21 protein-coding genes and 1 pseudogene are annotated in these 26,238 nt (G+C 53.2%); 14 read left to right on the top strand and 8 right to left on the bottom strand.

Features of this window, described 5'->3' with window-relative positions; genetic code table 11:
* Nucleotides 1-9: 9 nt before the first annotated feature.
* The 5 genes from ABC336_RS10675 to ABC336_RS10655 are packed head-to-tail and all read right to left on the bottom strand — an operon-like array spanning nucleotide 10 to nucleotide 5,235.
* Nucleotides 10-1,104, bottom strand: a complete 1,095-nt coding sequence (locus ABC336_RS10675; RefSeq protein WP_413238654.1) for a GerAB/ArcD/ProY family transporter — start codon at nucleotides 1,102-1,104, stop codon at nucleotides 10-12.
* A gap of 41 nt (nucleotides 1,105-1,145) precedes the next feature.
* Nucleotides 1,146-1,382, bottom strand: a complete 237-nt coding sequence (locus ABC336_RS10670) for a hypothetical protein (RefSeq protein WP_413238653.1) — start codon at nucleotides 1,380-1,382, stop codon at nucleotides 1,146-1,148.
* A 21-nt stretch (nucleotides 1,383-1,403) separates the two neighbouring features.
* The gene (locus tag ABC336_RS10665) at nucleotides 1,404-2,573 is read right to left on the bottom strand and encodes a Ger(x)C family spore germination protein (RefSeq protein ID WP_413238652.1); all 1,170 of its coding nucleotides are present in this window, start codon (nucleotides 2,571-2,573) and stop codon (nucleotides 1,404-1,406) included.
* Between the two features lie 2 nt (nucleotides 2,574-2,575).
* On the bottom strand, nucleotides 2,576-3,712 hold the full coding sequence (locus ABC336_RS10660; protein ID WP_413238651.1) for a GerAB/ArcD/ProY family transporter: 1,137 nt from the start codon (nucleotides 3,710-3,712) through the stop codon (nucleotides 2,576-2,578).
* Nucleotides 3,709-5,235, bottom strand: a complete 1,527-nt coding sequence (locus ABC336_RS10655) for a spore germination protein (protein WP_413238650.1) — start codon at nucleotides 5,233-5,235, stop codon at nucleotides 3,709-3,711. The genes ABC336_RS10660 and ABC336_RS10655 overlap by 4 nt, the downstream gene beginning before the upstream one ends.
* Nucleotides 5,236-5,456: 221 nt before the next feature.
* On the opposite strand from ABC336_RS10655, the gene ABC336_RS10650 reads away from it, so the two are divergent.
* Nucleotides 5,457-6,623: a glycoside hydrolase family 27 protein gene (locus tag ABC336_RS10650; RefSeq protein WP_413238649.1), complete on the top strand. Its 1,167-nt coding sequence runs from the start codon at nucleotides 5,457-5,459 to the stop codon at nucleotides 6,621-6,623.
* Nucleotides 6,620-6,823 carry a hypothetical protein gene (locus tag ABC336_RS10645; protein WP_413238648.1) on the top strand — a complete coding sequence of 68 codons (204 nt, stop codon included), beginning with the start codon at nucleotides 6,620-6,622 and terminating at the stop codon, nucleotides 6,821-6,823. Before ABC336_RS10650 ends, ABC336_RS10645 begins: the two co-directional genes overlap by 4 nt.
* Here the strand turns inward: ABC336_RS10645 and ABC336_RS10640 are convergent.
* Nucleotides 6,812-7,624 carry an AraC family transcriptional regulator gene (locus tag ABC336_RS10640; RefSeq protein WP_413238647.1) on the bottom strand — a complete coding sequence of 271 codons (813 nt, stop codon included), beginning with the start codon at nucleotides 7,622-7,624 and terminating at the stop codon, nucleotides 6,812-6,814. The two genes, ABC336_RS10645 and ABC336_RS10640, sit on opposite strands and share 12 nt — an antisense overlap.
* A 197-nt stretch (nucleotides 7,625-7,821) precedes the next feature.
* Between ABC336_RS10640 and ABC336_RS10635 the strand changes: the two genes are divergently transcribed.
* The 11 genes and pseudogenes from ABC336_RS10635 (at nucleotide 7,822) to ABC336_RS10590 (ending at nucleotide 23,726) form a co-directional block, all read left to right on the top strand.
* A complete protein-coding gene (locus ABC336_RS10635; protein ID WP_413238646.1) occupies nucleotides 7,822-10,131 on the top strand; it encodes a glycoside hydrolase family 2 protein in 2,310 nt (769 codons plus the stop codon).
* 16 nt (nucleotides 10,132-10,147) lie between these two features.
* Nucleotides 10,148-11,440: a glycoside hydrolase family 1 protein gene (locus ABC336_RS10630; protein ID WP_413238645.1), complete on the top strand. Its 1,293-nt coding sequence runs from the start codon at nucleotides 10,148-10,150 to the stop codon at nucleotides 11,438-11,440.
* Nucleotides 11,433-11,701, top strand: a pseudogene (locus ABC336_RS31935) (glycoside hydrolase family 78 protein); the annotation flags it as partial. The gene ABC336_RS10630 and the pseudogene ABC336_RS31935, both read left to right, overlap by 8 nt.
* Nucleotides 11,693-14,221 carry a family 78 glycoside hydrolase catalytic domain gene (locus ABC336_RS10625; RefSeq protein ID WP_413238644.1) on the top strand — a complete coding sequence of 843 codons (2,529 nt, stop codon included), beginning with the start codon at nucleotides 11,693-11,695 and terminating at the stop codon, nucleotides 14,219-14,221. The pseudogene ABC336_RS31935 and the gene ABC336_RS10625, both read left to right, overlap by 9 nt.
* Before the next feature lie 122 nt (nucleotides 14,222-14,343).
* Nucleotides 14,344-15,888 carry an ABC transporter substrate-binding protein gene (locus ABC336_RS10620; protein ID WP_413238643.1) on the top strand — a complete coding sequence of 515 codons (1,545 nt, stop codon included), beginning with the start codon at nucleotides 14,344-14,346 and terminating at the stop codon, nucleotides 15,886-15,888.
* A 142-nt stretch (nucleotides 15,889-16,030) separates the two neighbouring features.
* Nucleotides 16,031-17,785, top strand: coding sequence for a cache domain-containing sensor histidine kinase (locus tag ABC336_RS10615; RefSeq protein ID WP_413238642.1), 1,755 nt, complete (start codon nucleotides 16,031-16,033; stop codon nucleotides 17,783-17,785).
* Nucleotides 17,782-19,386, top strand: a complete 1,605-nt coding sequence (locus ABC336_RS10610) for a response regulator (protein WP_413238641.1) — start codon at nucleotides 17,782-17,784, stop codon at nucleotides 19,384-19,386. Before ABC336_RS10615 ends, ABC336_RS10610 begins: the two co-directional genes overlap by 4 nt.
* A gap of 178 nt (nucleotides 19,387-19,564) precedes the next feature.
* Nucleotides 19,565-20,527 carry an ABC transporter permease gene (locus ABC336_RS10605; protein ID WP_413238640.1) on the top strand — a complete coding sequence of 321 codons (963 nt, stop codon included), beginning with the start codon at nucleotides 19,565-19,567 and terminating at the stop codon, nucleotides 20,525-20,527.
* An 11-nt stretch (nucleotides 20,528-20,538) separates the two neighbouring features.
* Complete coding sequence (locus ABC336_RS10600; RefSeq protein WP_413238639.1) at nucleotides 20,539-21,423, top strand: carbohydrate ABC transporter permease; 885 nt, start codon at nucleotides 20,539-20,541, stop codon at nucleotides 21,421-21,423.
* Between the two features lie 10 nt (nucleotides 21,424-21,433).
* Nucleotides 21,434-22,396, top strand: a complete 963-nt coding sequence (locus ABC336_RS10595) for a sugar-binding domain-containing protein (RefSeq protein WP_413238638.1) — start codon at nucleotides 21,434-21,436, stop codon at nucleotides 22,394-22,396.
* Nucleotides 22,299-23,726, top strand: coding sequence for a glycoside hydrolase family 2 TIM barrel-domain containing protein (locus ABC336_RS10590; protein ID WP_413242484.1), 1,428 nt, complete (start codon nucleotides 22,299-22,301; stop codon nucleotides 23,724-23,726). The genes ABC336_RS10595 and ABC336_RS10590 overlap by 98 nt, the downstream gene beginning before the upstream one ends.
* A 58-nt stretch (nucleotides 23,727-23,784) precedes the next feature.
* Here the strand turns inward: ABC336_RS10590 and ABC336_RS10585 are convergent, their stop codons facing one another.
* Complete coding sequence (locus tag ABC336_RS10585) at nucleotides 23,785-24,324, bottom strand: TetR/AcrR family transcriptional regulator (protein WP_413238637.1); 540 nt, start codon at nucleotides 24,322-24,324, stop codon at nucleotides 23,785-23,787.
* Nucleotides 24,325-24,403: 79 nt separating this feature from the next.
* A complete protein-coding gene (locus ABC336_RS10580) occupies nucleotides 24,404-25,213 on the bottom strand; it encodes an SDR family NAD(P)-dependent oxidoreductase (protein ID WP_413238636.1) in 810 nt (269 codons plus the stop codon).
* 212 nt (nucleotides 25,214-25,425) lie between these two features.
* Between ABC336_RS10580 and ABC336_RS10575 the strand changes: the two genes are divergently transcribed.
* Complete coding sequence (locus tag ABC336_RS10575; RefSeq protein WP_413238635.1) at nucleotides 25,426-26,184, top strand: SDR family oxidoreductase; 759 nt, start codon at nucleotides 25,426-25,428, stop codon at nucleotides 26,182-26,184.
* Nucleotides 26,185-26,238 lie beyond the last annotated feature (54 nt).

Below are 26,238 nucleotides of genomic sequence, written 5' to 3'. Positions count from 1 at the left end.
GGCTGGGGGTTATGTGCCCCCCACAGACCTGATCCTGACAAGCAGGAGCAGGAGCAATAGCGGGATGATGCCTGCAAGAAAGGTATAATACGGCCATACCACGGTTACCTTTTGTGGGAGATCCATGCTTAGATCGATCATCACAAGGGTGAGCAGGAAGGATACTAACGCGAGCGGATAGATAAGCATCTGTGGATTCTTCAGCTTCAACAGCTCGCTGAGACCTTGATTCAACACATATAAGGCGATGCTGGCCTTCATGTAAGAGCCGCCGATGAGCGAAATGGCTACGACGGATTCCACACGTTCGAGAATGTCTTGCAGGCTGATGAGTCGGGCGATCTGAAATACGGAGTACTTCAACTCGCTGGACAGAGGCCCCACAGCCATTATGGATGCGATGATCACGCAAAGCAGAGACAGGATGTTGATGCTGATCGCACGCAACATCAGCCTGCGAAGCGGGTCGCCCGTCTCCTTCCTGGTCAAGGGCAGCAGGAAGAGGAAGGCAATAATCTCGCCATAAGGGAAGCCGATCGTGTAATACGTGCCATGCACAATGGGAAGCACCCCATCGGCCACGACGGGCAGCAGGTGGCCAGGCGTGTAAGAAGGAATGGCAAGCAGCAGCACAAGGACCACGAAGAACAACATGCTGTACAGCAGCAAGGTGAACATGCGCGCCATGGCGTCGATACCGGCTCGACAGGTCACAGCGCATAGCATGAGCAACAGTCCAAGGATGATGTAGCTAGGGGTTTCAATGAGCAGGGTATCCTTAATGAAGGCGCCTGCATCGATAGTGATGAAGGTAGTCATCACTAGAAGATAACAAAGGTAAGGGATGGCAAGGAGCAGGGTAAGCGGCTTGCCGAGCAGCATCCGGCTGAAGCCAAACAACGTTAGATCCGGGTATTTGCTGTGCATATACAAGATGCAGGCCAGCAGCAAGATGCCGAACGAGCCGGACAGCAGAATGGAGATCCAGGCTGCATTGCCGGCGATTCCTGTTAAGGGAGCAGGGATATTAATGATCGAAGATCCCGTCAAGAAGACCAGCAGCAGGAGCGCTGTCTGCTTGGGAAGCAAGGGCTTGGTATTCATAACAGGCAGCTCCTTCCGTGACGGGGATGATAGATTGGCGATCAGCTCTCTAAAAAGGAGACGATCCGTTTGGCCGGTCCGGTTAACGTCAGATCCAACAGCTCGTTTAGATTAGGCAGTGGAATCGTGGTGATGTATTCAATGCAAAGATAGAGCGAAAGGGCAATCAAACAGAAATAAGCGATGCGATCGCGTCTTGCAGCGGATCTTAAGGCTGTGTAATCGCCTGCCAAGACAGCGCCAAAGACGACGATAAGGACAAGGACTCTTTCGGTCAAGCTGCAACTCCCCTCTCTGCACTACTCCCCGAAGGGTTTGCCGGTATTCATGCCGGTACCGCTGATTTTCACTTTAATATCGTAATCGACAGACAACTCTGCAAAACGCTGTTCCCACTCCGGCTTCAGCTTCTTCCACTTATAGGGGTGCCGCGCATAGATTTTATTGGCAATCCCGATGGCATCCAGTTTTTGTTTCTGAAGAAGCTGCATCGTTTCTTTCATTTGCGCTTCTATCGTTTTTTGAATTTTGAGCGTGATCGCCTGCTCGTCTTCCGGCGTGATCAGCTGGCTGCATCTTAATTCGCCAATGATGCCTTCGGCCTTGACCGAGATGACGACGGAGACCTCGTTTCCTTTCAGTACAGGACGGATTTTGCTCTGAAACCGTGTGACCTCGAAGCTTTCCGTCCCCTGCCTGTCTGCCTTGTCCTCGCAAGTGTATTCGATAACGCCTTCTTTATATTTGTTCATGAGCATCAATAAGGCTTCTGTACCGGTATCGGCTGGCAGCACTTTTTTGAGCTTGCCGTCCCTCAACAACGCCACTCCGCCTACCGTCAGGATGGTTGGATTTAACTTGTCGTTGTACACGTAGGGGAGTACGCCGACATTGGATTCGCTGAGCAGCTGGATGGATAGCTCCAGCAGGGTGGAGGACAGAGACTTGCCGGCGAATCTCTGCGTTTCGGCTTCAGAATGCTTGAACTCTTGCCCCAGTGTTTGCTCAATAAGCGGTTTCTTATTCAAATAGGGACTTGCCGCTCCATTTGTAATTTGTATGGATACGGTTCCCCGCGGTTCATGATCTCGGGCGAAGAAATCGAGAATTTCTTTGATATTCCTCTCCTTTGCCAGCGGTTCGCCGATCAATATGACTCGCATATGACTCCACTGAGCCTTGCGGCCTGCATGCATAAGGATGTCGCGGACGGCTTCATGGAGCGTCTTGGCTTCCGTTTGGACGCTTGCATAAGCGGAATTGATTGGCGCGGCTCCCCCCTCTTCGTTGGTTCCGCCCGTTGGCCGGTAGAAATAGGTGGTTAACCGTATTTTGTCGTCCTCTGTCTTGTCGATAGCAGCAGCCTGGACGAAGATCCAGTCGGTGAGCTCATACTTGTTCCAGCAGCCAGTCAGCAACAACAAGGCGCATAGCGCAAGTACAGGTCGAACGATCGAGTGAGAACGCATGGCTAGTCTCCTTTGGGCAGGGTGGAATATCGCGTAGTGCGCACCAGAGCGGCCAAAAAAAGGGCAAGAAACGGGATGACGCCAACCGTCAGATTCAGCAGCGGCCAGACGATGGTGAACTTTTCAACAAATTCGGTAGAATAGTTGATCATGACCAGCGTTAGCAGATATGTCAGCGCGGCAAGGGGATAGATGAGGATGCGCTGATCATCAAGCTTGAGCAGCTGACTAAGGCCTAGATTAAGCGCGAACAGGGCAATGCTGGCTTTCATATAGGAGCCGGCGATTAACGAGACGGCGACAAAAAATTCAATACGTGCAACAATCTCTTCAATATTGATCAGGCGGGAAATCTGAAAAACAGAATACTCAAAGACAGCTGTCAGGAGCCCCATCGCCATCAGGGAAGCGATAATGACGCATAATAGGGAAATAACATTGACGATCAGGGCAGTGTAGAAATACTTATTCAATTGCTGACGTCGGTCTGTTGCGGTTAGTGGCAGCAGCAGGGCGAACAGAAGCACTTCGGCAAATGGAAACCCGAAGGCGAAATATACACCATGCCAGAAGGGCATGAGGCCGTCCGGCATAATCGGCAACAGGTACTCGGGGTTGTACTGAGGAATGGCAAGGACAAGAACGAGCGCACTTAAAAGCAGCATGATGAAAAGCATAAAAGCAAACATTTTGCTAAACGTTGCAATCCCGGCTTTGATGGTAACCGCGCAAAGCATGACGATTAGAAAATCAATCACATAAATGGGAGTTTCGTTCAGCATGGAGGTTCTGACGAAGGTGCTGGCGCCCATGAGAATGAGGGTGGCCATAATCAGGATATAGATTAAATAGGGGACAGCAAACAACAGGGTGATCCAGCGGCCGAACAGCAGCTGGCTCCAGCCGAACAGGTTCTGCTCAGGAAATTGCTTGCGCACATAAAAGACAGCGGCGAGCAGCAGGAAGCCGATCAGGCTGGCAGCCAGCAGGGATAGCCAAGCGGCATTGCCGGCTGCCCCAGCCATGGGCGCCGGAATATATACGATGGATGAGCCGGTCATGAAGCATAGGAACAGAATGGCCATATTTTTTGAGCTGATTTTGTCAGGCGGCAGCGGCAGGAGTGTAGTTCTTTTCATGGTTGATCTCCTTTTGATATCCCTGATTTGGCGGCTTTTCTGTTGGATTGAATCAGCTTTTTTATCCGCCTCCTGACCACAACATCCCGGAAGAGGACGGTATTGAGCGGAGCGAGTCCTGACAAGTAAGGTATGCCCAGCGCTTTCAGCTTCGTGAGGTGAAGCAGGATGAGCAGGAATCCGACGAGCATGCCGAAGCCGCCCAGAGTCGTAGCCAGCACCATCAAGGGAAAGCGCAATATCCGCAGAGCAATCGCCATACTATATTGCGGGATCGAGAAGGAAGCGATGCCGGTCAGCGCGACGATAATAACCATGATCGGCGAAGCGATCTTCGCCTGGATCGCTGCTTGCCCGATGACGAGCGCGCCGACGATGCTGACCGCCGAGCCGACGGGTCTGGGCAGGCGGATGCCCGCTTCTCTTAGCAGCTCGAAGAAAAATTCCATGATCAGCGCTTCGACGAAAGCAGGGAACGGGATGCCTTCTCTCGTTTCAAGAATGGCCAGCAGCAGCACCGACGGGAGCAGCTCGGGATGGAAGGTGGAGAAGGCAATGTACGTGCTGGGCAGGACAAGGGCCATGACAAAGGCAATAATGCGTAATATACGGATCATGGAAGCGTGAACGGTGCGCTGATAATAATCCTCGCTGTTCGTGACGAACTCGACAAATACGGCCGGACAGAGCAGTATGGTAGGCGAGCCGTTGGCCAGGACGGCGATTTTGCCCTCCATCAGATTGGCTGCCGCCGCGTCGGGGCGCTCGGTGAAGCGGCATTGCGGGAAGGGGGATATGCTGGATTCTTCGATCCAGTCCTCGAGATAGGAAACATCGAGGATGTCTACCTTCTCAATCCCTTGGATCCGGCTCTCGAATTGTTCCAATACCTTTGGCTCGACCCGGTCTTCGATATAGCCATAGACGACCTCGTTCTGCAGATTGTCACCGCACACGATTCTCTTCAGCTTGAATCGCGTTGTACGTACCCGGGTGCGGAGCAGGCCGATGTTTTTGGACAAGCTCTCGACCGTACTCTCTCTCGGTCCCTGGACGACAGGCTCGGACACGGGCTCGGTGATCTGCCGACCCTCCAGGTTGGAGGCTTGGAAGGCGAGTGCTTTGTCCCAGCCCTCGAAGAAGATCACAAGCGAGCCGCTCAATACCGAATCCACGGCGCTGTTGAAATCCTGGATGAGTGTGGCCGATTGCGAGGATACGCCTTGCGCATTATAAAACCGGGCGATATCCTCAGGCGTAACCTCCGTTCCCTGTCCAAGCTCATGGGGGATGAGATCCTGCAGCGATTCGCGCATATAGTTAACTTTCTTATGTTGGATCAAGGTGTCGAAATAAACGGAAAAGGCGGCATATTGCAGCTGCGGGCCGAAATGCCAGTCCAGTATAGCGAGATCAAAGCTGTCGGCAAAGAGAGCTTCAATCTTCTGCCGGTTGCCGGCAAGGGTGCAGGATATGGCCTCACCGCTCGTCGCTTCCTGCACATTGGATCGGTAATTGCTCATAGGACGTACCTCTTCTAGGTGCAAAGTGTATGTACGTAGTATGGCGAGCGGGAGGGAAATGTATACCAGCATTTCATGTTGCAATCCGGTATGCGGAGGGGCTCTGCCCCTCCAGGAAGCAACATCTCTCCATACGAAAGCAACCTTTCGCTATAGTCTCCTTAACTCAGCTCGTGGTTAAATACGAGAAGGAGCTTACTGCGAAAGGATGATGAAGGAAGATGAGCAATACACCGCTTGGGCTGAGAGCCGCCATGGGATGGAATTCGTGGAATACCTTTACGTGGGACATCAACGAGCAGCTGATCCGTGATGTGGCAGACCGCTTTGTGACCGACGGGTATAAGGATGCAGGCTATGAATACATCGTTATCGATGACTGCTGGAGTCTGAAGGAACGGGATGCGGAGGGCAATTGGATCGTCGATACGGCCAAATTCCCCAGCGGCATGAAGGCGCTGGCCGATTACATCCACAGCAAGGGGCTCAAGTTCGGCATGTACTCCTGTGTGGGCACGCACACGTGCGCAGGCTACCCCGGCAGCTTCGAGCATGAATTCCAGGATGCGCAGCAGCTTGCCGAGTGGGGCGTCGATTTTCTCAAGTACGACTACTGCTTCAAGCCGCGGCACATGTCCGGGGAATTGCTGTACAAGCGGATGAGTCTGGCGCTCAAAAACTGCGGCCGGGAGATCCTCTTCTCGGCCTGCAATTGGGGCGAAGACAACGTCTACCAGTGGATCCGCGAGTCGGGCGCGCATATGTACCGTTCCACTGGCGATATCCAGGACCGATGGGATTCGATTAAGAAGCTCGCCTTGTCGCAGCTGGATAAAACGAGCTACACGGGGGCGTTCTGCCACAACGATATGGACATGCTGGTGGTCGGCATGTACGGCGGCAGCAACGATGGATTTATCGGCAGCAAGATCGGCGGCTGCAGCGACCTGGAGTACCGTACCCACTTCGCATTGTGGAGTATGATGGGCTCACCCTTGATGATCGGCTGCGATATCCGCTCCGCGACGCCGGCGACCAAGCAGACTCTGCTCAATCCTGATCTGATCGCCATCAATCAGGATCTGGAGGGCCGCGGCGCTTACCGCATCAAGCCGGAACCGCAATGGTTCCACACGGATGAGGTGTTCATCCTCGTCAAAGTGCTGACGGACGGCGATCTGGCGATCGGCTTCTTCAATCTGAGCGACGACAAGCGCGAGATCTCGCTGCAATTCTGGGATCTCGGACTGCCTTATGCTTCAGGCTTCTCGCTATCCCTGTACGATTGCTGGGAGCAGCAGGAGCTGGGCGTGTTCACGGAGCGCTACGCTCCGACTGTGCCTGGACATGGCAGCCATGTCGTGCGTGCCAAGCTCGCTCGCAGATGAGTGACCGGCGCACCTGCTTCTCTTGCGGCGAGCTGCTGAGGACGGATGACGTGGCGATCTACCTCAAGCTGGTCTCCCGCGCGTCGCAGCAGTTTCAATGCATCGATTGTCTGGGCGCCACGCTGCAGTGTGGGCGTGAACCGATCGAGCAGCTGATCCGCTATTACCGGGAGTCGGGCAACTGCGTCTTATTCCGTTAAGGCTGCGTCCGCGCGATGCTGCATCCTGTACCCTGTTGGGGTATGGGATGTGGCTTTTTTGAATACTTTGGAGAAGTAGAGCTGGTCCTGATAGCCTACCGAATAAGCGACGGATTTGACGGAGAGCGTCCCCATCTCCAGCAGCTCGCAGGCGCGTCTCATCCGGTACGAGGTGAGGTAGGCCGACACCGGCATGCCTGTAGCTTCCCGGAAGAGCCGGAACAGATAGCTGCGTTCGATGGCTACGGCGCGGACAATCTCGCTGACTGTCATCCCGGTCCGCCAGTAATGGGTGTGGATGTACTCCTTGGCTGCTTCGACGTAATCCGGCTGGCGGACTTGCGACTCATCAGGAAAAGCCTCGGCATAATACGATAACAGCAGCTGCAGCCGGGCGGCGGAACGCAGCTTGTGGTGCGGCTGTGTATTGCCGTGCTCGATGATGTCGAACAACGGCTGCAGATGCTGCTCGCTGCAGCCTGTAACGGGCCGGTCGGGCGTCAGGCTTGACATCCCGACGAGCCGCCTGGCCGCCTCGCCCTTGAATTCGATCCATACATATTCCCAAGGATCATCAGGGTCGGGGTAGTAGTAGATTTCATTATGCGGGAAGATCATGAAGCTTTCTCCTGCGCTTACCCGATAGGCCGCCCCCCGGGTCTCCAGCGTCCCTGACCCGCTGATGATGTAATGCAGCGCATAGACATCACGGATGCCGGGCCCCCATCTGTGCTGGTTGGGTTCCTTGTATCCGCCGAGCGTGCAGATCAGCTCATCTCCGACATACGCGTTTTCTTTCATACTCTCCCGCTTCCTCTAGTATTTTTACTCCGATCATATCAATGCGGTTCTTGCTGGTGCAAGTTGCTGATTTGCTGACAGCCTCAAAAAGTCGTTTAAGTTCCATCGATCTAGTCGTCAAAACGTTAGTGAGCCCTCCGCTGGTTCTTTACAATGAATGAAAGTTGCGTATTTGCCAAGAAGGAGTGTGCTCGAACATGAGAAAACAGTTGGACATGAATCAGGGGTGGAGATTTAGCCGATCGGATGAGGAACAAGCCGACAAAGCGCTCTATGATGACGGGCATTGGCGCAGCGTAGACCTGCCCCATACGTGGAACGCAATCGACGGCGCCAATGGCTATGATTATTATCAGGGCGCCTGCTGGTACAGAAAGACGTTTACGGTCGAGCCTGCCTGCAAGGGCCAGAGGCTGTTCATGGAGTTCAATGGTTCGAACAGCATCACGGATGTGTACGTCAATGGCCGGCATCTGGGCCAGCACCGGGGAGGGTACTCTACCTTCAGGTTCGACGTCACAGATGCCGTGCATTTCGATGCCGACAATGTGCTGGCGGTCAAGGTGGACAACCGGGTCGTGGATGACGTGTATCCTCAGAAAGCGGACTTTACCTTCTACGGCGGGATCTACCGGGATGTCAATTTGATCGTGGCGAATCCCGTCCATTTTGATCTGATGGATCACGGTTCCTCCGGCGTATACATTGTCCAAGAACAAGTCACCCAGGAAACGGCTCGGCTGACCATCCGCTCCAAGGTCGTCAACGACAGCGGGGAAGAGAAACGAATCCGGGTTTGGGCGGATATTTACGATGTCGATGATCGGCACGTAACCTACGCGGCACAGGACGTACCATTGGCGGCAGGGGAGCGCCGGACCGTCGATCTGTCTTGTGTCATAGCTAGCCCCACCTTATGGCACGGCAGGCGAAATCCCTATCTCTACAGACTCGACATCGCTTTAAGCAGCTTCAACGATACGATAGATGCCTGCTCCATCCCGTTTGGTGTAAGGTATTTCCACGTCGATCCGGAGCAAGGCTTCTTCCTGAACGGCGAGCATCAGCCTTTGCGCGGCGTATCCAGGCATCAGGACCGCAAAGATAAGGGCTGGGCGATTACCGAGCAGGAGCAAGTGGAAGATATGGAGCTGATCAAGGAGGTAGGCGCGACCTCCATCCGATTGGCTCATTACCAGCACAGCCAGTTCTTCTACGATCTGTGCGATCAGGAAGGCATGGTGGTCTGGGCGGAGATTCCTTTCATCTCGATTATGTCGCAGCATGAGCTGGAGGGCATCAACGCCAAACAACAGATGTTGGAGCTAATCAAGCAAAATTTCAATCATCCCTCCATCCTTTTCTGGGGGCTGCAAAACGAAATTCAAATCGGCGGAGAACGCCCGGAGGTCCGGCAGCTGGTTAAGGAACTGCATGCGTTGACCAAGCAAGAGGATCCTACCCGGCTGACGACGATGGCTAACGTGCTGTTCGTCAATGAAGTAGACGAGTACAACCGGATGACGGACGTGATCGGCTACAATAAGTACTACGGCTGGTACCACGGCAAACCCGAGGATTTTGATGCTTGGCTCGACAAGTTCCATCACATCAATCCTGATGTACCGTTGTGCATATCCGAATACGGGGCAGAGGGCATTATCCAATACCACAGCTCAGAGCCGACAGTGAAAGATTACACCGAAGAATACCATGCGCTATTTCATGAGAAGGTGTGGAAAATATTCGAGCAGAAACGTTTCTTGTGGGCTACCTATGTGTGGAACATGTTCGATTTTGGTGCCAACATCAGAGACGAGGGCGGCGTCAAAGGACGTAACAACAAAGGCTTGATCACCTATGACCGGAAGATTAAAAAGGATGCCTTCTATATGTATAAGGCGCATTGGTCGGAGGAGCCATTCGTCCATATAGCCGGCAAACGATTTATCGAGCGCGCCGCGGATGCGATAGCGGTCAAGGTCTACTCCAACTGTCATGAGGTGACGCTCTACGTAAACGGTTCCAACTATCAAACGATAAGCAGCGATGATAAGGTCTTCGTGTTTGAACAGGTGACGCTGGCCGAAGGGTGGAATAACATCCGCGCGATGGCCGCTGCGGGAGGGGAGCAATTCTCTGATTATGCGGTATTCCAGAAGGTGGACGAGCCGAATCCAGGCTATGATGCGCCGGTAGAAGACAAAGGCGAGGAAGTCAGCAACTGGTTCGAACTGCCGGAGATGGACGGCGACCAGACCGAGGTGCTGCATATAACCGACGAGGTCTATTCAACGCGCTGCACCTTTAAGGAGCTGTATGAGAATCGCGAAGCGGAGGCGGTATTGAACCGGTTCCTGGGAGACAGCTTCCGGGAGCGGCCGACATACGGCATGACGCAAGGCTTCAAGATCGATACGCTGGCGGAGATGGCGCCTGAACACTTCACGGAGAAGCTGCTATACGCGCTCAATAAAGAACTGACGCAAATCAAAAAATCAACGTAAAGGAGAGGAAGATGTTATGCCAAAAATATTTCCCGAAAACTTCTATTGGGGCGCATCGACTGCCGCACATCAAGTGGAGGGCAACAACGTCAATTCTGATTTCTGGTTAATGGAGCATCTGGAGGGCTCTATATTCAATGAACCATCCGGAGACGCTGTGGACCACTACCGTCTCTACAAGGAAGATATCGCGCAGATGGCGGAGCTGGGGTTGAATGCGTACCGGTTCTCCTTCGAGTGGGCAAGGATTGAGCCGGAGGAAGGGCGGTTCGATCAAGAGGCAATCGATCACTATCGCGATGTGCTGGCGGCCTGCCGAGCATCCGGCATCACTCCTGTTGTCACGCTTCATCATTTTACATCTCCGCAGTGGCTGATCCGCGCCGGGGGATGGGAGTCCGAGGAAACGCCGGCAAAGTTCGTGCGATACTGCGAGCATGTGATGCGCCAATTGGGCGATGACATCCCGTATGTCTGCACCATCAATGAGGCCAATATCTCGATCGGGATAGCCAAGATCATCAAGCGGCATCAGACGCAGAATACTGCCCAAGTCGGCATCAATACAGGATCGATGGAACGGATGCAGCGGTATTATGCAGCCTTGGGCCAAGCCTTCGGGGTCCATCCCCAAGAAGTCCATTCATTCTTGGCGGCACGGACGGAGCAAGGTTTGGCGATCATCTTTAGGGCCCACACGGAGGCCAGGGAGGCGATCCGCAGGATCAGCCCGCATACTCAGATCGGCATCACTTTGTCCCTGTACGATATTCAATCCATAGCTGGCGGGGAAGACCATGCGGCGCATGCCTTGAAGGAAGAGTTTTTGCAATTCCTCCCTTACCTGGAGGAAGACGATTTCTTCGGCCTGCAAAATTATACCCGTTACGTCTATGGTCCCGACGGCTATATCCCTCCTGCCGCAGAGGCGGAAAAGACGCAAATGGGCAATGAGTTCTACCCGGAAGGACTAGGGGCCGTTATTCGCTACGCCTACAGGTATATGAACAAGCCGATCATGGTGACAGAGAACGGGATCGCTACCGATAACGATGAACGCAGGGTGGCTTACCTGGATCGCGCCTTGCAGGGGGTAGCCGACTGCCTCGATGACGGGATCCCTGTGATAGGCTATATGCATTGGTCGCTGCTGGATAACTTCGAGTGGCAGTTGGGCTTCTCCCGGACCTTCGGCCTCATCGCGGTGGACCGGACCACGCAAGAACGGCAGCCCAAGCCGAGTGCCTATCATTATGGCAAGATCGCCAGGACGAATCGATTAGCAAGCGGGGGACGGGAAGATGCTTGAAGTCGTGTCCTTACGGACGGAACATCTGGAGAACCCCTTGGGTGTGGACGCAACACAGCCGCGGCTGGGTTGGCAGCTGCGCAGCGATCAAAGGCATGTCATGCAGATCGCCTATCAAGTTCAAGCCGCCAAAGAAGCGGGTTTCGCCAAGCTGATATGGGACAGCGGCAAGGTAGCGAGCGGCGACTCGCAAGGCATCTTGTATGCCGGTCTCCCTTGGCATCGCTGGAACGCATTTATTGGCGCGTTAAGGTGTGGAGCAACCAGGGGGAGGAGGCTGTATGCAGCGAGCCGGCTTTCTTCGAGACGGGACTGCTGCATGTCTCGGATTGGGACGCGCGATGGATCGAACCCGAGCAGGAAGTGGACATCGAAGCCTATAAACCGGCTCCCTATATCCGGAAGGAGTTCAACGTGAAGCCGGGGCTCGCCGCCGCGCGCGCCTGCTTCACGGCCAAGGGATTGTACCGTTTCTATCTGAATGGCGCAGAAGGCACGGATCACCTGTTCACGCCAGGGTTCACCTCCTATTACAAACGTCATCAATATCAAGTGTATGACGTGACATCGTTTCTGCATGAAGGCGCGAATGCGCTGGGGATCATACTTGGTGACGGCTGGTGGAGAGGGACGACCGGCGGCGCCAGCTTGCGCAACAATTTTGGCTATAAAGTCGCTTTTCTGGGACAGCTCGTCTTGACCTACAATGACGGCAGCAGGGAGATCATCGGCAGCGACGGTACGTTCCGAACCTCTCACGGTCCGTTGCTGAAGTCGGATATGAAGGCGGGTGAGCTCTTCGATGCGAGAGTGGATATCGGGAGCTGGAGCCAACCGGGGTACGACGAGGCAGCATGGGAGCCGGTACAAATCCGCGATGACGGTTATGATCATCTCATCGCTACCCGCAGTGTGCCCGTCAGGCAGCAGGAACGGTTCGCCGCCCAGGTACTGCATACGCCAAACGGGGAAATTGTGCTCGATTTTGGGCAAAATATCGCAGGCTGGGTCGAGATGACAGTACAGGGCGATGCCGGAACCGAAGTCGTCCTAATACATGGGGAAGCGCTGGATAGGGACGGCAACTTCACCTTGCAGAATCTTGCAGGACACGATACACTTGAGGATTTTCAAGAGGTTCATTACAGATTGGCAGGCAACGGAGTTGAGTTCTACCGGCCGCAGTTTGCCGTGTTTGGGTTTCGTTATGTACTGGTCCGCAATTATCCCGGCGATCTTCGAGCGGAGCAATTTACGGCTGTCGCCGTGTATTCCGATCTGGAAGAGACGGGCGACTTCACCTGTTCCCATCCGTTGATCAACCAGTTGGTATCCAACGCGCGATGGAGCCAGAAAAGCAACTTCTTGGACGTGCCCACCGACTGCCCGACCCGTGAGCGGGCGGGATGGACGGGAGATGCCCAGCTCTATTGCAGGACGGCATCCGACTTCATGAATGTGTATCCGTTCTTCGAGAAATGGATGGCAGACTTGGCTGCAGAGCAATTCGCGGACGGCTCGGTCGGCAGCACCGTGCCGACGGTGATCGGCCATCATAGCTTGGCGGAGTGGGAGCGCTTCTCCAGCGTCAATACCGACCCGATGATGGCGCTTCGCCGGCCGAGGCCCGGCACGCCCAGTATGCTTGACGGTTCTGCGGGCTGGGGCGATGCTGCGGTGATTATCCCGTGGACGATGTATCTTTGTTATGGGGACAAGCGCATTCTGGAGAATCAGTACGCTTCCGCGAAGGCCTGGGTGGACTATATGGCTGCCTGCGCAAGGACGGCCAACGAAGACTACAAAGATGCACCGGCTTATCATAATTATACTGACGGCGAGCTTGACGCGGATTATATTTGGGATACGAAGTTTCATTGGGGAGAATGGTTGGAGGCCGACACGCTATTTAACGACATCGTCTCGGCCATGACCGGCTCCAGAGACTCTCTGCCTTACGTGGCGACAGCCTATTTTGCTTACTCTTCCCGATTGCTCTCCGACATGGCATATGTGCTGGGCAGGACGGAGGAAGGGACGGTCTACCGCACGCTCCATGAGAAGATCAAACGGGTCTACAACACCTACTTCATCCCCGAGGATGGAGCGATCTTAAAGGACAGACAGGCGCCCAACGTCCGCGCGCTTGCTTTCGGGTTGGCGGATGAGCAGAGACAGCAAGCCATTGCCGATAGATTGGCGCAGTTGGTGGAAGAACAACAGGATCATTTGAATACCGGCTTCCTGTCGACGCCTTTCCTGCTCCAGGTGCTGGCCGACCATGGCTATGCTGATCTTGCGTTCCGGTTGCTTGAGCAGGAGACAAGCCCGTCCTGGTTATTTGCGGTAACCAAGGGAGCGACGACAATCTGGGAAAGCTGGCGGGGCATCTCGCCTGACGGCGAGCTGTCTGGTTCGCTTAATCATTATGCGTATGGAGCGGTATGCGACTTCCTGTTCGCGGGCATCGCGGGCATCCGGCCTGTCTGGGAGAAGCCGGGCTACAAACATTTCCTGGTAAAGCCATTGGTAGGAGGGAGCTTGACACATGCTTCGGCCAACTATACAACCTTATACGGGTCCATTCAGTCGAGCTGGAAGAAGGCAGGGCAAAGGGTCAGCTATCGTTTCGAGATCCCCGCGAATACGACGGCAACCGTCATGCTGCCTGGCCGTCTAGAGGATGTCGAGACTCTTTGCAGCGAGTTTTCGGAGATCCGGCAGGAAAAAGGATACATCGTACTGTCCGCAGGGAGCGGCGTGTATCATCTGACGTTGTGATTCTGAGCTGTTACAAGAGAAAGTCGTGAAAACTATATTCACAAAGTCGTCAAAATGCTAGTTGGGCGGCACGGGTGAAGATATACTCAAAGTGCAAGTCAATAAGACAGAGGGGGAGTACAATGAACAAGACGATGAAGGCTGTCGGTATCCTGCTGGTATTGACATTGATGACGGCCATGATTGCTGCTTGCTCGTCAAATGGCAACGGCAACTCGAGCCCACCCGTAAGCGAGTCAGGAAATGAAAACGCACCCGATTCATCCGCCGATACTGGGGATGGTCTGGAGGAGCCATATGAATTAACGATGGCCATGCCTATTTTCGGAGCGGTGCCTGTAGATCTGAAACTGGTGGAAGCCGAGATCAACAAGCTGACCAAGGAGAGGCTGAATACGACTGTAACCATCATGCCCATCAGCATTGGAAGCTACGATCAGCAGATGAATCTTATGACATCGAGCGGTGAAAAGCTCGACCTGATGTTTACCTTCGGCATCGGGAGCAAGTATGCAACAGATGCCCTGAACGGCAAACTGCTGCCGATCGATGACCGGTTGGAGCAGTACGGTCAGGGTATCGTGGAAGCGATCGGCGCGGATTATATGGAATCGGCGAGGGTGGATGGGCAGATCTACGGCGTCCCTACGCTGCATTCCTTCGCCTCGCAGCCGGCGATCTTCATGCGGAAGGATCTCGTGGATAAACATAATATTGATGTGGATGCGATTCATTCCCTTGATGATCTGGATCAAGTATTTGAGGTCATCAAAGAAAATGAACCGGGCATGTTCGGGCTCGCCTCCGGATTGTCGACCACGATGGATTTCTATAGAAGCTATGACCGGGTTGGAGACGGCAATGGCGTATTGCCCGGGTTCGACAATGATCTGCAACTGGTGAACTGGTACGAGACAGAGGAATATGCCGACTTGTTATCGATCATGCACCGTTGGTTCAAAGCCGGCTACATTAACAAGGATGCGGCAACCACCCAGACCAGTACGGCCGAATTACTGAAGGCGGACAAGGCTTTTTCCTACATTACGATGAATAAACCGGAGATCAAAGCGCAGGAGGAACGTCTGATCGGCAAAGAGTTGATCATAGCCAATCTGGATATCGACGCTTATGCGGTCACGACGGATGTCATCGTCGGACTGTGGGGGATTGCCCAGCAATCCGAAAATCCGGACCGCGCCATGCAGTTCCTGGAGCTGATGTATACGGATGAAGAGCTGGTCAACCTGTTCATCTGGGGGATAGAAGACAAGCATTATGTCAAAGTCTCGGATAACGTCATCAAGTATCCGGAAGGAATCGATGGCTCCACTGTTGGTTACGCAGTTAATGCGCTCACCATCAGTAATCCTTTTATCGCATATACGCTGGAAGGCCAGGATCCGGAGCTTGCTCAAAGCGTGATGGAATTTAACGCATCGGCCAATAAGTCCAGAGCGCTTGGATTCTCATTTAATCCCAGCCTCGTCCAGAATGAATTGACCGCCATAACGAACGTAACCAACCGCTACAAAAAGGTGCTGGAGACGGGATCGGTGGCTCCCGAATCGATGCTGCAGGAGTTTATTAATCAGTTGAAATCGGCTGGCATTGAGAAAGTTATTGAAGAGAAACAGCGACAACTGGATGAGTGGGCAGGTTCTTAGCTTGCGTGACAAAGTCGGGTCTGTAAACAGATCCGGCTTTGCCTATTGGTAGTCTCTGAACGGTGAGTCTACAGGTATAGGCGGGGAATACCTTGTCCATTATAATGGGAAGAAAAGCCGTTAGGCAAGGGGTTTGAGACGTATGAACAAGCTTGGTATGAAAGGGCTTACTTATCGGTCGCTAGGCGTTCAAATTCCGCTGATCGTGCTGATGATGACGATTCCGCTGATTGTTATGCTGCTTTACAATAATTTCTATGCCATTGATGTGGTCCGCACCCAGGTAGCCGAATCGTACAAAAACACCTTGCGGCTGTACATGGGACAGATTGATTCCAACCTGAATGACGTTGACGCCTACTTGAATACAATAGCCGGCAGCGGCTATGATTTGATAGCACTTAAACGCGCCGAAACCGATGATCAATACTACATTTCAAAGGCATACTTGTTCAATAGAATGTCCAATGATATATCGCTGTTTAATACATTGGATTCTTTTTTTGTCTATGCGAAGGATAGACAGGATTATATGGATGTGTATGCCACAGGCGTGTCCTTCGAGGAGAAGGAACGGGTGCAGGCCTATATCACAGAGATGATAAAGACGGGTAATATCCCCCAAGGGCTGCGAACCAAAAGGTGGCATCCGACCCGGATTGGAGAAGTGAATTATCTAGTCAACATTATCCAATCCGGCCGTGTCTATCTCGGTGGCTGGATTCGAACGGATACGCTGCTGGAACCGCTTAAGGATCTTGATGTCGGCGAAGGGGGAGTCATGCTGGTAGCCGATGCATCCGGTGAGCCAATCACAGGCCATCTCTCGGCGCATACGATTGGGCTATCGCTTAATCAGGTCCAGCAGGGGTATCAATTGTCCGGTTCGGACCAGCAGTACCTTGTCGTAGACAAAGAATCGTACAGAGGCAGCTTTAGCCTGGTGACGCTTATCCCGGATCGTGAGATCCTGGCCAATCTTCCCTATCTTCAGCAACTCATCTGGTTTATAACGCTGGGGTCGTTCCTGTTTATCCCGATCGGCCTCTACTTGATCCGACGGACTTTCTTTGTGCCGCTCAAGCGGATTCTTCACGCGATGAGCAGAGTGCGCAGCGGGGACTGGAGCGTGAGGGTCGATACCGACAAGAATGCAGAGGAGTTTAAAATCCTGGGCTATTCCTTCAATTCGATGATGATCGAGATCCAGACGCTGCGGGTCAATGTGTTTGAAGAACAGCTGAACAAACAGCGGGAGGAGCTTCAGAGGCTGCAGCTGCAGGTTAACCCTCACTTTTTCCTAAATGCCCTGAATATCGTATATAATCTGGCGAAGGTCAAAAATCATACACTGATCTTGGAAATGACGATGGCGCTGATTCAATACTTCCGGTTCTTGTTCCGCAGCAATACGTCCTTCGTCAAGCTGGGGGATGAGTTGCAGCATACCCGTAATTATCTGCGGATTCAGGCTTTGAGATTTCCGGATAAGTTGCTGTGGAACGTGGATGCTCCGGCTTACTTCATGGATGTCCCGGTTCCTCCTCTCATTATCCAATCGTTTGTAGAGAACTCAATCAAGCATGCAGTCACGTTGGAGGAGCCGATCGAGATCACTGTAAAGGTCGCTTTTGCAGATGAGGACGGGGTGACGATAGGGATCAGGATTACCGACACTGGCGAAGGCTTCGACGAACACGTGCTGCGCGAGCTGAAGGCCGGCCGGAGCCTGGAGAATGAGCAAGGTGAGCATACCGGAATCTGGAATGTGCAGCGTCGTCTCAAGCTGTTGTATGGAGAAGAGGCAAGCATCCAGTATGAGAATGATCGCGATACCGGCGGAGCTGTTGTGGAAGTTGTTGTGCCGACTTATGCCGTCATGGAGGGAAGAAGATGACGTATCATTTGCTGCTTGTCGATGACGAGGTGCATGCGATTGAAGGCGTGAAGAGCGATCTGGATATGGCGAGGCTGGGGATTGCAGGGCTATACACCGCTCATAATATGAAGCAGGCCAAAGCCGTAATCGAAAGCAAGCCGGTAGATATTATGTTATGCGATATCGAAATGCCGCAGGGCAGCGGTTTGGAGCTGCTCTCCTGGGTCAAGGCATATCATCCTCATCTGATCACGATCTTTCTCACCAGCCATGCCGATTTCAAGTATGCCAAAGAAGCCATCCAACTGGGCAGTCTGGATTACCTGCTCAAGCCGGTGCTGGCTGACGAACTGGAGCAGGTGCTGCTGAGAGCCCAGGGCATGCTGGAACATAACAGTGAGATGAGCCGTAACCAACGATCCCATCAGTTATGGATGAAGCACCGCTCGCTCGTCATCGAACGGTTCTGGAACGATCTGATCAGCCACACGATACCTAGTCATCCAGAGGCGATCCGCAAGCATGCCGAGGATCACCAGTTGCCGATTATGGAGGACGCCGTGTTCATCCCGCTGCTGATCTCGGTGAAACAATGGGATAAGCCGCTCAGCAGGCGGGATGAGAAAATTATGGAGTATGCATTGAAAAATACGGCTGAAGAGCTTATCGCGGGCAATCAAATGAATGGCGTCTTCTTTTTTGTGGACCGCGGAACCATGCTGGGCATCTTTGCCGCCGACGTTTGGGACGATGATATCCGGGAGTGGCTGATGGCAAATTGCAACCGTTATTTGGAGGTATGTCAAAGCCTGTTGTACTGTCATGTGTGCTGTTATCTGGGCAGTCCATCAGAGACTCAGGCCATAGCAGGCGCGGTAGCGGGTTTAAGGGATCGGGATCGGGACAATGTAGCCTTCTATCCCAAAGTTTTTTCTTCTGCCGAGAAGACGGAGGCAAGCCAGGTTCAGGGGCTTCCGGATTGGAATACATGGCTGTCTTTACTTAAGTCGGGAACCAAAGACGAAGCCATCCGGGAAGTGGAGCAATCACTCGAGCGATTAGTAAAGGATCAGGCGGTAGACGCCAATGTGCTGCACCAGTTCTACCAGGATTGTGTCCAGGCGCTTTATTCGTTTTTGCATACGAACGGTATTCAGGCCCACCAGTTGTATGGGGACGAGACATCACGCAATCTGTCAGAGACAGCAGGGCGCTCTGTGGCAGAGCTGTTAGCCTGGGTGCGCCACGCCCTTGACAAAGCTGTCCACCAGACGAAAGCAGTTGAAGCGACAGAGAGCGTCGTTCAGACGGTCCGTCGCTACATCAGCAAGCATATCGATCAAGACCTGTCGCGTGATTTGATTGCCAGCCATGTCTTCCTCAATCCCGATTACTTGTCCCGCATCTTCAAGAAGGAGACAGGCTATTCCATATCCGATTATGTGCTGCTCGAGAGGATAAGGATCGCTAAAGAGCTGCTGTCGCAGACCGGGATCCCGATCAGCTCGGTCGCCTCCGCTGTAGGGCATACCAACTTCTCGCATTTTGCAAAAATATTCAAGAAGCACGCCGGGCTGGGACCGACAGAATATCGCAATCAATACGGAAACCAGAGATAAAATGAATCGACGCCGGAACCCTAGGAGCCGGCTTTTTTGCGCATTAAAATGAGGATGTGAGATCGTTGATAGTCGTGAAAGTGTTAGTTAAGAAGTCGGCTCAACGTTAGTTCGGGACATGCAAATTTCTTATGATAGGTCTATACCGAATAGACAAAAGACAAGGATGTGATTGGGCATGAGTCGGACGATACCGACTGCTCCGGAGGCCTTGCCTCAGACGAAGAAGAAGAAATATAACTATCGCAGGTACTCGCCGCTCCTGATTATGATGATACCGGGGTTATTGTATCTCCTCATCAACAACTATCTTCCCATGTTCGGGATCGTCATCGCTTTCAAGGAGATCAATTTCACCAAGGGCATACTCGGCAGCGACTGGGTGGGCTTCAGGAACTTTGAATATCTGTTCAGGACGTCCGATGCCTACATCATCACCCGCAACACCATTCTGTATAATCTGCTGTTTCTTGTCCTAGGGATTACCCTGTCGCTGACTGTCGCGATTCTGCTTAACGAGATCAAGCAAAAGGTTTTCCTCCGAACCTATCAGGCGATTATTTCGATGCCGCATCTGATCTCGTGGGTCATCATCAGCTATCTGGTCTTCGGTTTTCTGAGTGTCGAGAACGGTCTGATCAACCGGACGATCCTGCCGATGCTCGGCATGGAGGATGGCATCATGTGGTACGCCGAAGCGAAATTTTGGCCGTACATCCTGACGTTCGTCGATCAATGGAAAGGGGTCGGGTATGGCAGTATTGTTTATTTTGCCGCCTTACTCGGGATCAACGAGGATTACTACGAAGCCGCACGCATCGACGGTGCTACGCGGCTGCAGCAGATCTTCCACATTACGCTCCCTATCGTAACCCCTGTCATCCTTATGATGGCGCTGCTTCAGCTCGGCAGAGTGTTCTATTCCGACTTCGGGTTGTTCTATCAGGTCACACTCAACTCTGGAGCGCTGTTCGAGACGACGGCAACGATCGATACGTACGTGTTCAACGGCCTGATGGGGAGCGGCAATATGGGAATGTCCGCAGCAGCTGGGCTGTATCAGTCAGTAGTTGGCTTTCTCCTGGTCATCACGGTCAACTACCTCGTTCGCCGCAAAAATAAAGATAACGCATTATTCTAGGAGGAGAAGACTTGAAAAACGAGAATCGCATCATCACCTGGTTTAGTCATTCCGTGTTACTCCTGTTTAGTATCATCTGCATCATCCCGTTCCTCCTGCTGATCTCGGCTTCCTTGACGGACCAGGCTTCACTCGTGGCACATGGCTATTCGCTCATTCCCAAGGTATTCAGTACGGCAGCCTATGAATATCTGTTCAATAGGGGATCGGACATCCTCCGGGCGTATGGCGTCTCGATCTTTGTCACGGTGGTAGGGACGTCGGTGGGGATTTGCATTACTTTACTCATGGCTTATCCGCTGTCTCGGCCGGAGACGCCGCACCGGGGGCTGATCCTGTTCATCGTGTTCTTCTCGATGCTGTTCCACGGCGGGCTGATTCCCTCATATCTGGTGTACGCCCAGATGCTCAATCTGAAGAACACCATCTGGGTATTGATCGTCGCCGGGGTTCTCACCAACGGCTACTACATCATGATGATGCGGATCTTCCTGCAGGGCTCGATGTCCAAGGATCTGATCGAGTCAGCACAGCTGGACGGAGCGGGGGAATACCGGATTCTATGGAGCATTATCATTCCGACCTCTACGCCGATCCTGGCCGTTATCGGCTTGTTTACATCTATCTTTTATTGGAACGACTGGCAGACGGGGATGATCTATATTACCAATCCGGAGCTGTTTAGCATCCAGAACCTGCTGCAGCGGATTATGCAGGACATTCAATTTATCCAATCCAATATGACGGCAAATAGCGGCGAAGCGATGGCTCAGATGCCCACGGATACGGCGAAGATGGCGATTGCGGTGCTGGGGTCGCTGCCGATCCTGCTGGCCTACCCGTTCTTTCAGAAGTTTTTTATCAAAGGCATTATGTTCGGTGCAGTAAAAGGATAGGGGGAGGAGTATGAAAACAATAACATTCAACAAGGACTGGATGTTCATTCAAAACGATAATGACCGTGTTGCTACCAGCTACATCGCGGAGGGAGAGGCAGTGGATCTGCCTCATTCCTGGAATGGGAGAGACGGGCAGGGAGAGGGTAGCGAATATTACCGAGGCAGGTGCTGGTATCAAAAGAAGCTCGAACTCTCCGAGGCCGAGTTGCAGCAACGGTGGTATCTGGAGATCGGCGCAGCAGGCAATATTGGTACGGTATATATCAATGGCCATCTGGCGGGCACGAGCCGCTGCGGCTATGCGATGTTCCGGGTGGCGCTGCAGCCGTTCCTGAAGGCCGGCGACAATCTCATCGCCATCGAGGTGGATAACAGCTATCACGATGACGTCTTTCCCCTGATGGCGGATTTCACTTTTTATGGCGGCTTATATAGAGAAGTCAGGCTGCTGGTCATGGAGCCCATTCATTTCGATGTCACGGACCTCAGCCGCGACGGAATCTACTTGACGCCGGTGAAGACCGCAGAAGACACCTTCCGGCTCGGCATCCGGGGGAGGATTGCCAATGAGTCGGAGGGACAGGCAGAGGGGCAGATCCAGGTACAGCTGCGGGACCGGGACGGACAGCTGGCGCTGGAGACGAGTGTGCCGGTCCGCATCGAACGTGCGACGGATTTTGAATTCCATATGGACATCGAAAACCCGGTGTTATGGGACGGGGTACCAGCCGTATCTCTACACCGCTACTATCGCATTGGACATCGGAGGGAAGCGGGTGGATGTCCGGGAGATCGAGGTAGGCTTCCGGACAGTGGAGGTGACGCCGGATCGAGGCGTGCTGCTGAACGGGAAGCCCATCCCGCTGCGGGGCGTGAGCCGGCATCAGGATTACGCCGATATTGGCAATGCCCTTACACGGATGCATATGGAAGAAGACATGCGTCTAATAAGGGAGATGGGGGCCAATAGCATCCGGCTTGCCCATTACCAGCACGATGATTATTTCTACACGCTGTGCGACCGTTCCGGCATGCTGGTATGGGCCGAGATTCCATTTATCAGCGTCCCCTCCACTAAGAGCAATGACAATGCGCTGGAGCAGCTGGAGAGGCTGATCAAGCAAGCTTACAACCACTGCTCCATCTACTGTTGGGGCGTACAAAACGAGATTACAATTGCCGTCGAAAATGAGCAGACGTACCAGACCATCCGCGAGATTAACGCCTTGGCCAAAAGACTCGATCCGCAGCGCCTGACCGCGCAAGCGAATATCTACTCCGTGGAAGACGACAGTCCGATTCACCAGCTGGCCGATCTAAGGGGCTACAATCTTTATTATGGCTGGTACTACGGGGAGATGGACGATCTGGGCAGACGCCTGGACGCGTTTCGTGATGCCAACCCGGACGTCCCGGTGTTGCTTACGGAGTACGGGGTCGATACGAACCCCGGCTACCATGCGTATGCGCCGCAAGTCAAAGATTATACGGAGGAGTACCAGCTCATCTACCATCACAATGTTATCCGTACGATCCAGGATAGAGACTTTGTGCCTGGAGGTTATGTATGGAACATGTTTGATTTTGGCAGCGCGCTGAGAAATGAAGGCGGAGACAAAGGGAAAAATCTGAAAGGGCTTGTCACCATTGACCGGAAGCGGAAAAAGGATGCTTACTACCTGTATAAGGCATATTGGTCCAAGGATGCCTTCGTCCACCTGGCCGGCCGCCGGTTCCGGCACCGGCATCAGCCTGCCAACGATATCCTGATCCTGACAAACCTGCCGCATCTCAAGGTCTACAAAGACCAGTCGCTATATACGGAGATCACGGCGGAAGATCGGGTCGTCATCCTTCCCGGCGTCACGCTCGCTCTGGGAGCAAACCGAATTAGGGTAGAGGGGGTGGATGAGCAGGGGCAGGTCAGCGAGGATGAAATGACGCTCTATTACGGGCCGGAGCAGGATCATTCTTATCGCTATCAGACGAATCAAGAGAAAAAACATGTAATGAACTGGTTTGAGAAATATGATCTGACATCCGTGCCAGAGGTTGCGATACGGGAGGGTTACTATTCCACGCTGGACACGATCGAGGCGCTCTATGAGAACGAGCAGGCCAAAGCGGTGTTCAAAAAGTATTTTGGGGAGGCGGCAGAGCACCCCAGGTTTGCAGCTATGAAAGGTGTCATGTCGATCGAGAAGATGTCCAAGATCTCGGCTTTTAACATTCCGAAGGAGCTGTTGTCGCTCATCGATTCGGAGTTGAACACCATCGGCAAGAACAAGACTGAAGGGTAAAACAGGGGCATACCATTCGCTTATTCGGGGAATGGTATGTTCTTTTCGCGCTGTAGAATTACCGATAGGAAACCTCAAAGATCGACTCGATCTTCTTAACGATATCAAATGTGCCGCTCTCGAGCTTCCACAGCACTATGACGCCGATCACCCCGGCCGTGAAGGCAGCCAACAACTCCTCCGGAGGCTGCGCAGCATGTATGTCCCCGCTGGCCATGGCTTCCTCGATAAGAGCGATGGACTGTCCGGCGGCTTCCAGATAAGTATGGAAATGCTGGCCGTGCAGCTCAAACTCGGCCAACAAAATGTGATACATAAAATCATGCCCGACGTGCTCGATGATATGGGCATAGTCCAGGGCATGTGTTTTCAAGCTTTGCTTGGGCTGGTCCCAATCCGTCTCCAACTGAATCTGCTGCTTCACTTGGGAGGAGAACCAGTGTAAGAGCAGGTCGTTTTTGCTCTGGAAATGATGATAAAACGAGCCGCGCGTCACCTGCAGCCGGTGACAGATCATGTTAATACTGACGTTTTCATAGCCCTGCGCTCTGAACATTTGAATCGCGGTTTCGCACATCTCATCCTTGGTCGTGATCATCTCGTTCAACTCCTCCACCGCATTATAGCATACAACGAAAAATAACTTCCGCAGGGAAGTTATTATCGGAGGAGTGGGCCTAGTTGAGGATCTCTGGGTGTTCCCATTGCACGGGCGTGATCTTGCCTGCACTGGAGCCTGCATCGATCGAAATCGCAGATCCGCTAATATAACGCGCCAGATCAGAGGCCAAGAAGAGAGCCAGGTGGCCGATCTCTCGCGGGTCGCCCAAGCGTCCGCTTGGGGAGAAGAGCTTGGCGTATTCACTGACGACTTCCTCAGGCGTATCTCCCCAAATCGACGTGCGGAAGGTCCCAGGACAAATGGCGTTGACGGTAATGTTATGTGGCGCATAATCTAGGGCAGCGCTCTTGGTCAGCCCTACCACGCCATGCTTCGCCGACACATAGAGGCCCATGGAACTGTTGCCCAGGATACCAGCCAGCGAAGCGATGTTGACGATGAACCCGCCGGGTGACTTGGTCTTCAGAATCGCCTCGACGGCATACTTCATGCCCAGGAAGACGCCGCGTAAGTCAATCGCCATCAGGCGGTCGAACTCAGCTGTGGCATACTCATGCACAGGTCTGTTGCCGGCGGCGATACCCGCGTTATTGACGAAGCCGTCCAGGCGACCATAGGCTTCGACCGTATCAGCGACCAGTTGCTTCGCGTCTTCTTCGTTGCTGACATCTGCCTGGATGAAGGACGCTTCTCCACCGGCGGAGCGGATTTCATTAACGAATTGTGTTCCCTTTTTCGTGTCGATATCCGATACCACGACTTTCATGCCGTTGTCGGCATAGCATTGGGCGATCGCTTTGCCGAGACCGTCTGCTGCCCCTGTTATGATAGCGATTTTGCCTTTTACGCTAGAAAAATCCGTCACAAGATTTCCTCCTTATTGTAAAAGATACAGGTGTATGTTTTAATAATTGTAGAGTTACCTATTTGTCTTGTCAAGGAATTTTGACAAGAGAGTCGTCATACTGTCCAAGGCTAGTCGTCAAAACGTTAGAAGCTCTTAGTCGCATAGTTTACAATGGGATCCAGTATCAGAAATTGAAAAGATCTTGAATTGTGAAAATGGAGGGAATGTCTATGAAACTGAGTGGAAAAGTAGCGGTCGTCACCGGCGCCGCATCGGGAATGGGAAAGGCAATCGCCGAGTTGTTCGCTGCCGAAGGAGCCAAAGTGGTCGTATCCGATCTCAACGGCGAGAGTGCCGCTGCAGTGGTAAGCGACATTAAGACAGGCGGCGGAACGGCCATATCCGTAGTAACTAACGTGACGGTTGAAGAGGATGTACAGGTATTGATCGACACGGCCATGAAGGAATTCGGTACGGTCGATATCCTTGTCAATAATGCGGGGATTATGGACAACTTCATGCCTGCCGGAGAAGTGACGGACGAGCTGTGGGAGAAGGTGTTTGCAGTGAACACGACAGGACCGATGCGGCTCACGCGGAAAGTGCTGCCCTTATTTATCGAGAAAAAACAAGGCGTGATCGTCAACATCGCTTCTGCCGGGGGCCTGCACGGTTCGCGGGCTGGCGCGGCCTACACAGCTTCCAAGCACGCGGTCATTGGCTTCACCAAGAACGTCGGGTTCCAATACGCGACTCACGGGATTCGCTGCAACGCCGTCGCACCGGGCGCGGTGGCGACGAACATCGCCACGACCATCAATGCCCCGAGCCCGTTCGGCGCCGAACGGGCGCAGATCGGTATGGGCATCAATCCCGGCTTGGGCCATCCCGAAGATATCGCGAGGGTGGCGTTATTTTTGGCCTCCGACGATGCCAGCTTTGTCAACGGCACAACCGTAACGGCCGATGCGGGCTGGACGGCTTATTAGGGGCTTTACCGGATTCTTCCGGTTTGAGTCAGGGTGAGATGACTATCGCAAATC

Origin of the sequence: Paenibacillus jepli, assembly GCF_047238105.1 — a bacterium.
In the GTDB taxonomy this organism is placed as follows: domain Bacteria; phylum Bacillota; class Bacilli; order Paenibacillales; family Paenibacillaceae; genus Paenibacillus_D.
The sequence above is the reverse complement of the archived record's forward strand: the minus strand, read 5'-3'. Positions and strand labels throughout refer to the sequence as shown.

Excerpts from the sequence above, each read along its gene's own strand:
- ABC336_RS10675 (WP_413238654.1), bottom strand. The coding sequence starts at position 1,104 with ATGAATACCAAGCCCTTGCTTCCCAAGCAGACAGCGCTCCTGCTGCTG.
- ABC336_RS10665 (WP_413238652.1), bottom strand. The coding sequence starts at position 2,573 with ATGCGTTCTCACTCGATCGTTCGACCTGTACTTGCGCTATGCGCCTTG.
- ABC336_RS10660 (WP_413238651.1), bottom strand. The coding sequence starts at position 3,712 with ATGAAAAGAACTACACTCCTGCCGCTGCCGCCTGACAAAATCAGCTCA.
- ABC336_RS10655 (WP_413238650.1), bottom strand. The coding sequence starts at position 5,235 with ATGAGCAATTACCGATCCAATGTGCAGGAAGCGACGAGCGGTGAGGCC.
- ABC336_RS10650 (WP_413238649.1), top strand. The coding sequence starts at position 5,457 with ATGAGCAATACACCGCTTGGGCTGAGAGCCGCCATGGGATGGAATTCG.
- ABC336_RS10645 (WP_413238648.1), top strand. The coding sequence starts at position 6,620 with ATGAGTGACCGGCGCACCTGCTTCTCTTGCGGCGAGCTGCTGAGGACG.
- ABC336_RS10640 (WP_413238647.1), bottom strand. The coding sequence starts at position 7,624 with ATGAAAGAAAACGCGTATGTCGGAGATGAGCTGATCTGCACGCTCGGC.
- ABC336_RS10635 (WP_413238646.1), top strand. The coding sequence starts at position 7,822 with ATGAGAAAACAGTTGGACATGAATCAGGGGTGGAGATTTAGCCGATCG.
- ABC336_RS10630 (WP_413238645.1), top strand. The coding sequence starts at position 10,148 with ATGCCAAAAATATTTCCCGAAAACTTCTATTGGGGCGCATCGACTGCC.
- ABC336_RS10620 (WP_413238643.1), top strand. The coding sequence starts at position 14,344 with ATGAACAAGACGATGAAGGCTGTCGGTATCCTGCTGGTATTGACATTG.
- ABC336_RS10615 (WP_413238642.1), top strand. The coding sequence starts at position 16,031 with ATGAACAAGCTTGGTATGAAAGGGCTTACTTATCGGTCGCTAGGCGTT.
- ABC336_RS10610 (WP_413238641.1), top strand. The coding sequence starts at position 17,782 with ATGACGTATCATTTGCTGCTTGTCGATGACGAGGTGCATGCGATTGAA.
- ABC336_RS10605 (WP_413238640.1), top strand. The coding sequence starts at position 19,565 with ATGAGTCGGACGATACCGACTGCTCCGGAGGCCTTGCCTCAGACGAAG.
- ABC336_RS10595 (WP_413238638.1), top strand. The coding sequence starts at position 21,434 with ATGAAAACAATAACATTCAACAAGGACTGGATGTTCATTCAAAACGAT.
- ABC336_RS10585 (WP_413238637.1), bottom strand. The coding sequence starts at position 24,324 with ATGATCACGACCAAGGATGAGATGTGCGAAACCGCGATTCAAATGTTC.
- ABC336_RS10575 (WP_413238635.1), top strand. The coding sequence starts at position 25,426 with ATGAAACTGAGTGGAAAAGTAGCGGTCGTCACCGGCGCCGCATCGGGA.